This window comes from Mycobacterium sp. SMC-15, from assembly GCF_045310925.1.
In the GTDB taxonomy this organism is placed as follows: domain Bacteria; phylum Actinomycetota; class Actinomycetes; order Mycobacteriales; family Mycobacteriaceae; genus Mycobacterium.
The window spans coordinates 130,763-144,197 of sequence record NZ_JBJIAJ010000014.1 but is presented as its reverse complement, the minus strand read 5'-3'; the positions used below and the strand labels follow the sequence as shown (position 1 = coordinate 144,197).

13 protein-coding genes are annotated in these 13,435 nt (G+C 65.7%); 10 read left to right on the top strand and 3 right to left on the bottom strand.

Annotation, left to right across the window (positions count from 1 at the left end):
• Nucleotides 1–26: 26 nt before the first annotated feature.
• The gene (gene fadD17, locus ACJH71_RS19660) at nt 27–1,544 is read right to left on the bottom strand and encodes a long-chain-fatty-acid--CoA ligase FadD17 (RefSeq protein WP_406759655.1); all 1,518 of its coding nucleotides are present in this window, start codon (nt 1,542–1,544) and stop codon (nt 27–29) included.
• A gap of 29 nt (nt 1,545–1,573) precedes the next feature.
• Here fadD17 and ACJH71_RS19655 point away from each other — a divergent pair, with 29 nt between their 5' ends.
• Nucleotides 1,574–2,083 carry a nuclear transport factor 2 family protein gene (locus ACJH71_RS19655; RefSeq protein ID WP_406759654.1) on the top strand — a complete coding sequence of 170 codons (510 nt, stop codon included), beginning with the start codon at nt 1,574–1,576 and terminating at the stop codon, nt 2,081–2,083.
• Between the two features lie 8 nt (nt 2,084–2,091).
• Here ACJH71_RS19655 and ACJH71_RS19650 read toward each other — a convergent pair whose 3' ends face one another.
• Both ACJH71_RS19650 and ACJH71_RS19645 read right to left on the bottom strand, forming a co-directional pair.
• Entirely contained in the window at nt 2,092–3,189 is a 1,098-nt protein-coding gene (locus tag ACJH71_RS19650) for an acyl-CoA dehydrogenase family protein (protein ID WP_406759653.1), read from the bottom strand.
• 34 nt (nt 3,190–3,223) lie between these two features.
• A complete protein-coding gene (locus ACJH71_RS19645) occupies nt 3,224–4,402 on the bottom strand; it encodes an acyl-CoA dehydrogenase family protein (protein ID WP_406759652.1) in 1,179 nt (392 codons plus the stop codon).
• Nucleotides 4,403–4,595: 193 nt separating this feature from the next.
• On the opposite strand from ACJH71_RS19645, the gene ACJH71_RS19640 reads away from it, so the two are divergent.
• From ACJH71_RS19640 to ACJH71_RS19600, 9 genes are all read left to right on the top strand, one after another.
• A complete protein-coding gene (locus ACJH71_RS19640) occupies nt 4,596–4,790 on the top strand; it encodes a ferredoxin (RefSeq protein WP_024442226.1) in 195 nt (64 codons plus the stop codon).
• Between the two features lie 79 nt (nt 4,791–4,869).
• Nucleotides 4,870–5,781 (top strand): 3-oxoacyl-ACP reductase, encoded by a 912-nt coding sequence (locus ACJH71_RS19635; RefSeq protein WP_406759651.1) that lies wholly within the window; start codon nt 4,870–4,872, stop codon nt 5,779–5,781.
• 240 nt (nt 5,782–6,021) lie between these two features.
• Nucleotides 6,022–6,786: an ABC transporter permease gene (locus tag ACJH71_RS19630; protein WP_046286802.1), complete on the top strand. Its 765-nt coding sequence runs from the start codon at nt 6,022–6,024 to the stop codon at nt 6,784–6,786.
• On the top strand, nt 6,783–7,625 hold the full coding sequence (locus tag ACJH71_RS19625; RefSeq protein WP_406759650.1) for an MlaE family ABC transporter permease: 843 nt from the start codon (nt 6,783–6,785) through the stop codon (nt 7,623–7,625). Before ACJH71_RS19630 ends, ACJH71_RS19625 begins: the two co-directional genes overlap by 4 nt.
• Before the next feature lie 12 nt (nt 7,626–7,637).
• Nucleotides 7,638–8,837: an MCE family protein gene (locus ACJH71_RS19620; RefSeq protein ID WP_406759649.1), complete on the top strand. Its 1,200-nt coding sequence runs from the start codon at nt 7,638–7,640 to the stop codon at nt 8,835–8,837.
• Nucleotides 8,837–9,874, top strand: coding sequence for a virulence factor Mce family protein (locus tag ACJH71_RS19615; RefSeq protein ID WP_406759648.1), 1,038 nt, complete (start codon nt 8,837–8,839; stop codon nt 9,872–9,874). The genes ACJH71_RS19620 and ACJH71_RS19615 overlap by 1 nt, the downstream gene beginning before the upstream one ends.
• Nucleotides 9,834–10,919, top strand: coding sequence for a virulence factor Mce family protein (locus ACJH71_RS19610; protein ID WP_406759647.1), 1,086 nt, complete (start codon nt 9,834–9,836; stop codon nt 10,917–10,919). Before ACJH71_RS19615 ends, ACJH71_RS19610 begins: the two co-directional genes overlap by 41 nt.
• Nucleotides 10,916–12,250, top strand: a complete 1,335-nt coding sequence (locus ACJH71_RS19605) for an MCE family protein (RefSeq protein WP_406759646.1) — start codon at nt 10,916–10,918, stop codon at nt 12,248–12,250. Before ACJH71_RS19610 ends, ACJH71_RS19605 begins: the two co-directional genes overlap by 4 nt.
• A complete protein-coding gene (locus ACJH71_RS19600; protein WP_406759645.1) occupies nt 12,247–13,434 on the top strand; it encodes an MCE family protein in 1,188 nt (395 codons plus the stop codon). Before ACJH71_RS19605 ends, ACJH71_RS19600 begins: the two co-directional genes overlap by 4 nt.
• Nucleotide 13,435 lies beyond the last annotated feature (1 nt).

The following is a 13,435-nucleotide window of genomic DNA, read 5'->3' as shown; positions in this document are numbered from 1 at the left end:
CGGCTGGCAGGGGTGTCGGGCTGCCGCTACCGGGGGATCGGGAACACCGGATCGGCGCACTCGGTGCCCTCGGCGGTCAACACCCGCTTGAGCACCTTGAACGTCTCGGTGCGCGGCAATTCCTCGGCCACCCGCACATACGACGGCCACTGCTTGGGGCCCAGGTCGGGCTGCTCGGCCAGGAATGCGCGGAAGTCGCCGGCGTCGAACGAGGCCCCTCGGGCCAGGACCAGCGCGGCCATCACCTGATCACCCACCGCGGGGTCCGGGATGGGATACACCGCGACCTGCGCGACGGCATTGTGGCGCAGCAGGATCCGCTCGATCGGTGCGGTGCCCAAGTTCTCGCCGTCCACCCGCATCCAGTCGCCGAGCCGGCCGGCGAAGTAGGCGTAGCCGGCCTCGTCCCGATAGGCCAGATCGCCGGAGTGGTAGATCCCGCCGGCCATCCGCTGCGCCTCGGCCTCGGGATCGCGGTAGTAGCCGCGGAATTGGCCACGCCCACTGGCATTCACCAACTCGCCGACCACCCCGGGCGGGCACTGCACGCCGGTCTCGACGTCGATGATGGTGTTCCCGTCGATCAGCGGCCCCAGCGCGCCGGCCGGGGTGTCCGGGGTACGCCCGATCGCCACCCCGCCCTCGGTCGAACCGAAGGCGTCGATCACCGTGCACCCGAACCGAGCCGCGAAGCGCTCCAGGTCCCGGGGTGCACCCTCGTTGCCGTACAGCAGCCGCAGCGGGTTGTCGGCGTCGTCGGGCTGTGCCGGAGTGGCCAGCACGTACGACAGCGGTTTGCCCACGTAGTTGGCGTAGGTGGCGCCGAAACGGCGCACGTCGGGAATGAACCCCGAAGCGGAGAACTTGCGGCGCAACGCGATCGACGCGCCGGCGGCCACCGCCACCGACCAGCCCGCCATCACCGCGTTGGAGTGAAACAGCGGCATCGACAGATAGCAGACATCCGAGGTCCCCAGGCTGAACCGCTGCGAGAGCATCAGCCCCGGGAACGCCGCCTTCCACTGGGTGCAGCGCACCGCCTTCGGGTCACCGCTGGTGCCCGAGGTGAAGATCAGCATGAACAGCTCGTCGGGGCCGGCCTCCCGGAAGCTCACCGGTGTGCCGTCATAGCCCGCCAATTCCGATTGCCACGAGGGCGATTCGACATCGATCATGCCGGGAACCATGACGTCGGCGGTGTTGTCGGCCAGCACCAGCTGGCAATCCGCATGGGCTACGTCGCGCTCCAGGGCTGCGCCCCGGCGGGTGGGGTTCAAGCCCACCGGCACGATGCCGGTCAGTGCCGCCGCCACCAGCATCATCGAGAAGAACGGCGTATTGCCCAGCAACACACCGACATGCGGTGGTTTGTCCGGATCGAGCCGGGCCTGCAGCGCGGCACCGAGCCGGGCGCCCGCAGCGATGTGGTCTCGCCAGCTGACGAAGGTGTCCTCGTAGAACACACCGCGATCGTCCACCTCGGCCAGGGCGGCCAGCATCGCTGTGACGGTGGACTGTTCGTCAATTTGGGTGGGTGCTGACATGGTGATCAGATTAGTGTTGCAATAGAGCGGTGACTGATTCGCAGGCTTTCGACGCCATAGCAGCTCTGAAAAATATCGTCGACATCGACGAGATCAAGCAGGTCAAGTACCGCTACATGCGGGCATTGGACACCAAGCACTGGGACGACTTCGCGGCCACCCTGGCCGAGGACGTCACCGCCGCCTACGGCCAGTCGATGGGCAAAAAGCAGACCTTCGCCGACCGTGACTCGCTGGTGGAGTTCATGCGGAACTCGCTTCCCGGCAACATCATCACCGAGCACCGGGTGAACCACCCCGAGATCTCCCTCACCGGCCCGGACACCGCCACCGGTATCTGGTACCTGCAGGACCGGGTGATCGTGCCCGACGTCAACCTGATGCTGATCGGGGCAGGTTTCTATCACGACACCTACCGCCGCACCTCCGACGGCTGGAAGCTCAGCCACACCGGCTACCAGCGCACCTACGACGCCACCATCGCCCTGACAGACCTGCCCGGGTTCAACGTGACGTTCGGTGAAGCGCTGAACCGCTAGCCAACCAACTACGCCGGGGTTTCGGCCAGTTCGCGGCCGATCGCCAGCAGCTGTCCGGTGGCGCCGCCAAGTGCGAACTCAGTCTGCTTGGCGGCAAGGAAGTAGCGGTGGATCGGGTGGTCGATGTCGATGCCGACCCCGCCGTGAATGTGGACGATGCTGTGCGCCACCCGGTGACCGGCCTCGGCCGCCCAGAATGCGGCGGTGGCCACCTGGGTGGTGGCCGGCAGACCCTCACTGATCCGCCACGCCGCCTGGGTCAGCGTCAGGCGCAGCCCCTTGACGTCGATGTAGCCGTCGGCCAGCCGCTGCGACACCGCCTGGAAGCTGCCGATCGGCTTGTCGAACTGCTCGCGTTCGCGGGCGTATTCGGCGGTCAGGGCCAGGCCGCGCTCCAGTACGCCCAGCTGGTAGGCGCTGTGGCCCAGGGCCGCCACGCTGATCAGGTGCTCGAGTACGTCGGCGCCGCCGACCAGGCGACCGGCCTCCACCGTGACCCCGGACAGCTCCAGGTGGCCAACGCTGCCCCGTCCGGTGGTGGCCAGCGAGGTCACCGTCACGCCAGGGTCGGAGGCGGCGACCAGGAACACCGCTGCGCCGGAATCGGTTTCGGCCGCCACCAGGAAGGCGTCAGCGATCGAAGCGAAACCGACCTGGGTGCGGGTGCCGGTGAGGCGGTAGCCGCCGTCGGCCGTTGCCGCCCGGACCGGGCCCTCGCCCATGTCGCCGTCGAGGGCGACGGTGAGGACCTTCTCGCCGGCCACGGCCGGGACGCCCCAGGCCTGCTGCAGCTCGGCCGAACCGAACTTGGCCAGCGTCTCGGCGGCCAGCGCCACCGACTCCAGGTAGGGCACCGCGGCCAGTTGACGGCCGAGTGCGGTCAGGATCGCCGTCTGCTCGAGCACGCCGAAACCACCGCCGCCCAGCGACTCGCTCGCCGCACTGGAAACGACGTCGGCGTCGATCAGCTTGCGCCACAGCTCGGTGTCGAAACGCTGCTCCAACGCGTCGAGCTCACGCTGGCGCTCCGGCGTGCACACCGCGTCCACGATGGTGCCGACCAGACCAGAGAGATCGTCAGATGCTTCGGTAGTGGTGAAGTCCATGGGTACTTGCCTCCAAAGTCCTTGGGGTAATAGGTCAGCGGTTACGGGGCAGGCCCAGAGCGACCATGCCGATGATGTCGCGCTGCACCTCGTTGGTGCCGCCGCCGAAGGTCAGGATCAAGCAGGCCCGGTGCATCCGCTCCACCCGGCCGCGCAGCAGTGCGCCGGGGGAGTCCTGGCGCACGGTCGCGGCGGTGCCGAGCACCTCCATCAGCAGGCGGTATGCCTCGGTGGCCAACTCGGTGCCGAACACCTTCGCCGCCGAGGCGTCCGCCGGGGACGGCGCGGCCTTGTCAGTTGAGGCCAGCTCCCAGTTGATCAGCTTGAGCACTTCGGCCTTGGCCAGCACCCGGGCCAGGTTGAGCTGGACCCACTGCGAGTCGATGATCCGGTTGCCGTGGGCGTCCTTGGTGTTCTGTGCCCATTCGCGGACCTCTTCGAGAGCCAGCAGGATCGGCTGCGCCGAGACCAGGGCAACGCGCTCGTGGTTGAGCTGGTTGGTCACCAGCTTCCAGCCCGCGTGCTCTTCGCCGACCAGGCTGGTCACCGGCACCCGCACGTCCTGGTAGTAGGTAGCGCTGGTGTCCGGGCCGGCCATGGTGTGGACCGGGGTCCAGGAGAATCCTTCGGCAGTGGTGGGCACGATCAGCATCGAGATGCCGCGGTGCTTCTTGGCTTCCGGGTTCGTCCGGGCCGCCAGCCACACGTAGTCGGCGTAGGCGATCAGCGATGTCCACATCTTCTGGCCGTTGATCACGTAGTCGTCGCCGTCACGGACCGCGGTGGTGCGCAGCGAGGCCAGGTCGGTGCCGGCGCCCGGCTCGGAGTAGCCGATCGCGAAGTGCAGCTCGCCGGCGGCGATCTTGGGCAGGAAGAACTTCTTCTGCTCTTCGGTGCCGAACGCCATGATCGTCGGCGCGACGCTGTTGATGGTCAGGAACGGCACCGGGGCACCGGCGATCGCGGCCTCGTCGGTGAAGATCAGCTGCTCCATCGGCGAACGTGCCTGGCCGCCGTACTCCTTCGGCCAGCTCAGCGTCAGCCAACCGTCGTGCCCCATCTGAGCCACGGTCTCGCGGTAGACGTTGCCGGTGCCGTACTCGCCCTGGGTCGAGCTGAGGGCTTCACGACGCTCCGGCGTCATCAGCGTGGTGAAGTAGGACCTCAGTTCGCTGCGCAGCTCTTCTTGGGCCGGCGTGTAGCTGATCTGCATCGGGGGAGTCCTTCGCTGGTGATCGGTGTCACGATAAGATTCTGGTTCGACAGCCCGTTGTAACACGTTCTAGTCCCGGGGTCCAACGGCCCTAGCGGCTCGTGTGGGAACGCTGTCGGATCGTATGGTGACACTAGTGGATGACGGCGGCCGGAAACGCTCGGTCGGCGCAGGGCTTTTACAGGAGAATGTCATGCGAGTTGAGGTAGATCTGGATCGTTGCGAGGGCAACGCGATTTGCGTCGGAATCGACCCCGACCTGTTCGATCTGAACGATGACGAGCAGGCAGAGGTGAAACTCGCCCCGGTCCCCGCCGACCGCGAAGCCCACGCTGAGCAGGCCATCGCCGAGTGCCCGCGGGCCGCGCTGCGCCGCGTCGACGACTAGCCTCCCCCTATCAACGACTAGAGGTATTCATAACCGCCGGTGACGATGAGTGCGCCGGTGACGCAAAGGAGCGGCGTACATGACTGACAACGCGATCGATCTGACCGGCAAGGTCGCAGTGGTGACCGGTGCAGCCGCCGGCCTGGGCCGAGCTGAGGCGATCGGGTTGGCCCGCTCCGGGGCGACGGTGGTCGTGAACGACATCGCTCCGGCGCTGGAGTCCTCCGACGTCATCGAGGAGATCGCCGCGGCCGGCGGTAAGGGCGTGCCGGTGGCCGGTGACATCAGCCAGCGGTCCACCGCCGACGAGCTCGTCAGCACCGCCGACGGGCTGGGCGGGCTGAACATCGTCGTCAACAACGCCGGGATCACCCGCGACCGGATGTTGTTCAACATGTCCGACGACGACTTCGACGCCGTGATCGCGGTGCACCTTCGTGGACACTTCCTCTTGACCCGCAATGCGGCGGCCTACTGGCGGCAGAAGGCCAAGGACGCCGATGGAAGCGTGTACGGCCGCATCATCAACACCTCGTCCGAGGCCGGCCTGATGGGTCCGGTCGGCCAGGCCAACTATGGCGCGGCCAAGGCGGGGATCACCGCGCTGACGCTCTCGGCCAGCCGGGCGCTGAGCCGCTACGGCGTCTCTGCCAACGCGATCTGCCCGCGGGCCCGCACCGCGATGACCGCCGATGTGTTCGGTGAGGCCCCGGAAGGCGCTGCGGGAGATGTCGATCCTTTGTCCCCCGAGCACGTGGTGACCTTGGTCCGGTTCCTGGCATCCCCGGCCTCGGCCGCGGTCAACGGTCAGGTTTTCGTGGTCTACGGACCTGAGGTAACCCTGATGGCCGCGCCGACCGTGGAACGTAAGTTCAGCGCCGATGGGCAGGCGTGGGACCCGGCCGGACTGTCCGACACGCTGGCCAATTACTTCGCCGGCCGCGATCCGGCGCGGACTTTCTCGGCGTCCGAACTGATGTCCGGCGATTAGAACAAAATTAGAACGCGTTATAGCGAGGCGTGGGTCACAATATGCTGTGACCAGGGCGGATATCTCAGGAATCTCGCTGAAACGTGTCCTTTGACACTGAGAACGTGTTCTAGTTAGTATGATCCGGCTCACGTGAGGCGGCGTCTGAATTGCACGAATGACGCCGATCGCACGAGGTTGCCGGATACAGTTTTGCGACCACCGATGCCCCGGAAGCCCGACCTGAGGGAAGGACGTGTCTTGATCGAACAACTCACGGTTCCGGCTCGGGCCGTGGGCGGGTTCGTCGAGATGTCCCTGGAGACGTTCCGGGCCATGTTTCGCAGGCCTTTCCAGTACCGCGAATTCCTCGACCAGACCTGGATGATCGCCCGGGTGTCGCTGCTGCCGACGGTGCTGGTCGCGATCCCGTTCACCGTGCTGGTGGCGTTCACCCTCAATATTCTGCTGCGCGAGATCGGCGCTGCCGACCTGTCCGGCGCCGGTACCGCGTTCGGCACCATCACCCAGCTGGGCCCGGTGGTGACCGTGCTTGTGGTGGCCGGCGCGGGTGCGACCGCCATCTGCGCGGACCTGGGTGCCCGCACCATCCGTGAAGAGATCGACGCGATGCGGGTGCTCGGTATTGACCCGATCCAACGGCTGGTGGTGCCCCGGGCCCTCGCGTCGACGTTCGTCGCATTGCTGCTCAACGGGCTGGTGTGTGCGATCGGTCTGGTCGGCGGCTATGTGTTCTCGGTCTTTCTGCAGGGCGTCAACCCCGGCGCCTTCATCAACGGGTTGACCGTGCTCACCGGGCTCGGCGAGCTGGTGATGGCTGAGATCAAGGCGCTGCTGTTCGGCACGGCAGCCGGCCTGATCGGCTGTTACCGCGGACTGACCGCCAAGGGCGGCCCTCAGGGCGTAGGCAACGCGGTCAATGAGACCGTCGTCTATGCCTTTATTTGTCTGTTCGTCATCAACGTCGTCATGACCGCGATCAGCGTCCGGGTGTTGGTGAAATGAGTTACGACGCCACGTTGCGATTCCGGCGGCTGTTCCGCGGCCTGCCCAAGGCCGTCGACAACTTCGGCGAGCAGGCGTTGTTCTACGCCGAATCGATCCGATACGTCCCCAACGCGCTGACCCGCTATCGCAAGGAAACCGTCCGGCTGATCGCCGAGATCACCATGGGAACCGGCGCGCTGGCCATCATCGGCGGCACGGTCGGGGTGGCCACCTTCCTCACCCTGGCCTCCGGTGGCGTGATCGCGGTGCAGGGCTTCTCCTCCCTGGGCAACATCGGCATCGAGGCGTTGACCGGCTTCTTGTCGGCGTTCCTCAACGTGCGGATCGTGGCGCCGGTGGTTGCCGGGATCGCATTGGCCGCCACCATCGGGGCCGGCACCACCGCCCAGCTCGGCGCCATGCGCGTCGCCGAAGAGATCGACGCCGTCGAATCGATGGCGGTACATGCGGTGTCCTATCTGGTGTCCACGCGTTTGGTGGCGGGTCTGATCGCGATCATCCCGCTGTATTCCCTGTCGGTGCTGGCCGCGTTCTTCGCTGCCCGGTCCACCACGGTGTTCATCAACTCGCAGTCACCGGGCCTGTACGACCACTACTTCGACACCTTCTTGATCCCCACAGATCTACTGTGGTCCTTCCTGCAGGCGATCATCATGTCGATCGCGGTGATGCTGGTACACACCAACTACGGCTTCAACGCGGCCGGCGGCCCCGTCGGCGTGGGCATCGCGGTCGGTCAGGCCGTGCGTACCTCACTGGTCGTCGTCGTCGTCATTACGCTGTTCGTTTCACTTGCCGTCTACGGCGGCTCCGGCAACTTCAACCTCTCGGGATAGCAGGGATCAAGCGTGGACACGGGATCGAGGCGTACCCAGGTACGGATTGCTGCGGCAGTCCTCGGTGCGATCTTGCTTGCCGCCACCGTGTTCACCTACCTGTCCTACGTGTCGGTCTTCAGCTCCACCGACAAGGTCACCGTCACCTCACCGCGCGCCGGCCTGGTGATGGAGCAGGATGCCAAGGTCAAGTACCGCGGGATCCAGGTCGGCAAGGTCAAGTCGATCAAGTACCAGGGCGACCAGGCCAAGCTCCTCCTGTCTATCGACAGCTCCGCGATGCATCAGATCCCGTCGAACGCAGCGGTTCACATTGCCGGCAATACCATCTTCGGGGCCAAGTCGGTGGAGTTCATTCCGCCGCCGGTGCCTTCGGGTGCGACGCTGCGCAACGGCGCGAACGTTCAGGCGTCCGACGTGCAGCTGGAAGTCAACACGCTGTTCCAGAAGCTGACTAACCTGCTGGACAAGATCGACCCGGTTCAGCTCAACGGGTCGGTCAGCGCGCTGGCCGAAGGATTGCGGGGCAACGGCGACAACTTGGGCGGGTTGCTGTCCGGGCTGAACAGCTACCTCGGAAAGTTCAATCCGAAACTGCCCCAGCTGCAGTCGGGCTTCGCCAAGACCGCGATCGTCGGCAATATCTACGGAGATGCCGCCCCGGACCTTGCGACGACCTTCGACAACATCCCGACGATCAGCAAGACGCTGGTTGACCAGCGGGAGAACCTGAGCAAGGCGCTGCTGGCAACGACCGGACTGGCCAACAATGGCTACGACACCTTCGCTCCAGCGGCCGACGATTTCATCGCCGGTGTCCAGCGCTTCCGCGCCACGAGCAGCCTGTTGGCCGAGTACTCCCCGGAGTTCGGCTGCCTGTTCAAGGGAATTCAGAAGGCCCTCGAGCGTTTCGGCCCGTCGCTGGGTGGCACCAAGCCGGCGCTGTACGTGCAGTCCAGCTTCATCCCGGGCGCACCGGCCTACACCTACCCGGAGAGCCTGCCGGTGGCCAACGCGACTGGCGGACCGAACTGTCGTGGCTTGCCGGACATCCCCAGTAAGCAGTACGGGGGCTCCTGGTTCCGGTCACCGTTCCTGGTGACCGACAGCGCCTACATCCCGTTCCAGCCCAACACCGAGGTGCAGTTCGACGCTCCCTCCACCGCGCAGTTCCTCTTCAACGGCGCCTTCGCGGAACGGGATGAATACTGATGAACTCGCGCGGCACGCTGATCAAGGTCACCGTCTTCACCATCGCGATGCTGCTGGTGTCGGCCGGTCTGGTGGTGGTGTTCGGCGAGTTCCGGTTCACCTCGAATCACACCTACCACGCGGATTTCTCCAACGCCTCCCGGCTCAAAGGCGGCGAGGACGTGCGTATCGCCGGCATCCCGGTGGGCACGGTGAAACGCGTTGAACTGACGCCGGACAACACCGTCAATGTCACCTTCGACCTCGACAAGCGCTACCAGCTCTATGACTCGACCCGTGCGGTGATCCGGTACGAGAACCTTGTCGGTGACCGGTACCTGGAGATCGCCTCCGGGGCCGGCGACTTGCGCAAGCTGCCGCCCGGCAGCACGATCGCACGCGACCACACCCAGCCGGCCCTGGACCTGGATGCCCTGCTGGGCGGGATGCGTCCGGTGCTCAAGGGCCTGGACGGCAAGAAGATCAACGAGATCAGCAGCGCGCTCATCGAGCTGCTGCAGGGTCAGGGTGGTGCGCTGTCGCAGATGCTGGCCAGCACCAGTTCGTTCACCACCACGCTGGCCTCCCGCGACCAGCTGATCGGCGACGTGATCAACAACCTGAACACGGTGCTGACCACCGTCGATGACAAGAGCGAACAGTTCGACGCCACTGTCGATCGGCTGCAGCAGCTGATCAGCGGCCTGGCGCAGGGCAAGGATGCGATTGCCGGGGCGATCGGACCACTGTCGTCGGTCGAGAACGACCTCGCCGACACCCTGCGCCGCACCCGGCGGCCGCTGCAAGGCGTGATCGAGAACGCACGGCCGCTGGCTACCGTTCTGGACAAGCGCAAGCAAGAGCTGAACGACGTCATCGACCCGTTGGAGGAGAACTACCTGCGGCTCAATGCGTTGGGCGCCTACGGCTCGTTCTTCAACATCAACTACTGCACGGTCGCGCTGAAATTCAATGGCCCCGCCGGCAGCGACATCACGCTGCCCATGGGCGGCCAGAATGACACGAGCAAGGGGAGGTGCTCTCCTGTCAAAAATTGACGGCGTAAACCCGGTTCGCACGGGTCTGCTGGGCATCGCGTTGGTGGCGTGCCTGGTGTTGGTGTCGTTCGGTTACACCAGCCTGCCGTTCTGGCCGCAGGGCAAGACGTATCACGGTTATTTCGCCGATGCCGGTGGCATCATCCCGGGCAACGACGTGACGGTGTCCGGGATCCGGGTGGGCAAGGTCAAGTCGGTAGCACTGGCTGGGGCCAGCGCGAAGGTGGACTTCACCGTCGACCGCAACGTCCGGGTGGGGGACCAGTCGCTGGCCGCCATCCGCACCGACACGGTGCTGGGTGAGAAGGCACTGTCGGTCACTCCCGCCGGTGCCGGCTCGGTCACCGTGATCCCGCTCGAACGCACTCGGGCGCCGTACACGCTCAACAACGCGCTGCAAGACCTGGGCGGCGACGCTCGTGATCTCGACAAGCCACGATTCGAAGAGGCCCTGCAGGTGCTCACCGACTCGATGCGCGACGCGACCCCGCAACTGCGGGGAGCCCTGGACGGCGTCACCGCCCTGTCGCGCAGCATCAACCGCCGCGACGAGGCGTTGGGTCAGCTGCTGACTCACGCCAAGGTGGTTACCGGTGTGCTCAATCAGCGTGCCGACCAAGTCAACCGGCTGGTGCTCGACGGCAACCAGTTGTTTGCTGCCCTCGATGAGCGCCGGCAGGCCCTTGGCGCGCTGATCAGCGGTATCGACGATGTTTCGCAGCAGCTTTCCGGATTCGTGACCGATAACGAGAAAGAGATCGGTCCGACCCTGAACAAGCTCAACCTGGTGTTGGACAACATGATCGAGCGCAAGGACCGGATCGCGGGAGCACTCGAGAGGCTGCCCGGATACGCCACCACGCTCGGCGAGGTGGTGGCCTCGGGTCCGGGCTTCCAGATCAACCTGTATGGCCTACCGCCGCCCACCATGTCGGAGGTCATGGTCGACATGTTCTTCCAGCCCGGCAAGCTCCCCGACAGCCTGGCCGACTACCTGCGCGGGATGATCTCCGAGCGCACGATCATTAAGCCGAAGTCACCATGACGCGCCGAACTTCACGCCTCCTCCTCGCCGGGCTGCTGGCCGTACTGCTGGCCGGCGCCGCATACGTGGTGCTGCCCGCGCAGCGCAGTTACCGCATCACCGGCTACTTCGCGTCGGCGGTGGGCCTCTACCCGGGCGACGACGTTCGGGTGGTTGGGGTCCCTGTGGGGCGCATCGAGTCCATCGAGCCGCGCGCCGAGAACGTCAAGATCACCATGACGGTGAACAAGGACGTGCCGTTGCCCGCCGACGTGCGTGCCGTGCTGATGGCGCCGAATATCGTGTCGGCGCGCGTCATTCAGCTGGCCCCGGCATACACCGAAGGTGAGAAGCTGGCCAACGGTGCGGTGCTGGGCGAAGACCGCACCGCGGTCCCGGTCGAATGGGACGAGGTCAAGCAGGAGCTGACCCAGCTCAGTGCACAGTTGGGACCCGAGCAGGGCAAGCTCAATGGCGCGCTGAGCGCATTCGTCAACCAGGCCGCCGACACCTTCGACGGCAAGGGCGACTCCTTCCGCAACGCCCTGCGCGAACTGTCGGCCACCACCGGCCGGCTCGGGGACTCGCGCACCGACCTGTTCGGGACCGTCAAGAACCTGCAGGTGCTGGTCGACGCCCTGTCGGGCAGCAACGAACAGATCGTGCAGTTCACCGATCACGTCGCCGGGGTGTCGGCGGTGTTGGCAGACAGCTCCAAGGACCTGGATGTCACACTGGGCACCCTGAACCAGGCGTTGCGTGATGTTCGGGGCTTCTTGCACAACAACAACGACGCATTGATCGCACAAGTCAACAAGCTCTCGGAGTTCACCAAGACACTGTCGGATCAAAGCGAGAACTTCGAGCAGGTCCTGCACATCACTCCGCACGGCCTGGTCAACTTCTACAACATCTACAACCCGGCTCAGGGCACGCTCGCCGGCCTGCTCTCGCTGCCCGACTTCGCCAACCCGGTGCAGTTCATCTGTGGCGGTGTCTTCGACATCGGTTCGGTGCCGGACAACTTCAAGCGGGCGGAGATCTGCAAGGAGCGGATGGGGCCGGTCATGCGCCGCTGGTCGATGAACTTCCTCCCGTTCTTGTTCCACCCGATCAACTCGATCACCGCATACAAGGGCCAGATCATCTACGACACCCCGGCCACAGAGGCAAAGGCGCAGACCCCGGTGCCCTACCTGAAATGGCTGCCCGCGCCGGGCGTCACGCCGCCGAGCACCGAGGATGTCGCGGCACTGTTCTTGCCGCCGCCTGCGCCGGGGCAGCTGGGCAAGGCGCCCGGCCCGACGGGGCCGGCGCAACCCGGTGCCGGCGCACCACGGGAGGGCGGATGAGCGTGAGGTCTCTTCCCGGCGCGCTGCGACGGGTCGGCAGGCGAGGTGCGGTGCTCGGCGCCGGTGCGCTGGTGCTGTCCGGTTGTCAGTTCGGCGGGCTGAACTCGCTGAACATGCCGGGAACCGCGGGCCACGGCCGCGGCTCCTACAGCATCACGGTGCAGCTGCCGGATGTCACTACGCTGCCACAGAACTCACCGGTGATGGTCGACGACGTCACCGTCGGCAGCGTCTCCGGCATTCGGGCCGTACAACAGCCCGACGGTAGCTTCTATGCCGCGGTCAGGCTGTCGCTAGATGGCAATGTGCATCTGCCTGCCAACGCCACCGCGAAAGTGGCCCAGACTTCGTTGCTGGGTTCCCAGCACATCGAGCTCGCCGAGCCGACCGACCAATCTCCGGTTGGCAGACTCGTCGCTGGCGATGAGATTCCGCTCAGCCGTACCGGGCGCTACCCCAGCACCGAAGAGGTGTTGTCGTCACTGGGTGTGGTGGTGAACCAGGGCAATCTCGGTGCGGTGCAAGACATCACCGAAGAGGCCTATGCCGCCGTCGCCGGTCGGGCCGGCACTTTTGCCGAGCTGGTGCCCCGGTTGGCCGAGCTCACCGCGTCGCTGGATCACCAGGCGCGCGACATCGTCGCGGCCGCCGAGGGTCTGAACCGGGTCGGGGCGACCCTGGCCCGCAGTGCGCCCAGCCTGGCGCGGGCGCTGGACACTATGCCCGCGGCACTGGCGGTGCTCAACGACAACCGCAGCAATATCGTCGATGCGTTCGGCGCGCTGCAGCGGTTGGCCGTGGTCGGATCACGGATCTTGTCCGAGACCAAGGAAGACTTCACGGCCGACATCAAGGACCTGTACCCGGTCATCAAGGCGTTCGCCGACAACGCCAACGAATTGGTGACGGCGTTCCCGTTCATCCCGACCTTCCCGTTCCCGTCGATGTACCTGCGCAATGCGGTGCGCGGCGACTTCCTCAACGTCTATGTCACCTTCGACATGACACTGCGGCGGTTCGGTGAAACGGTCTTCACCACGGGCGGTTTCGACCCGAACATGCCGCACATGCATGACGTCCTGAACCCACCCGACTTCTTGATCGGTCAGATGGCGAACCTGTCCGGACAGGCTGCCGACCCGTTCAAGATCCCGCCCGGCACGGCTCCCCACTATGAGGAATGAC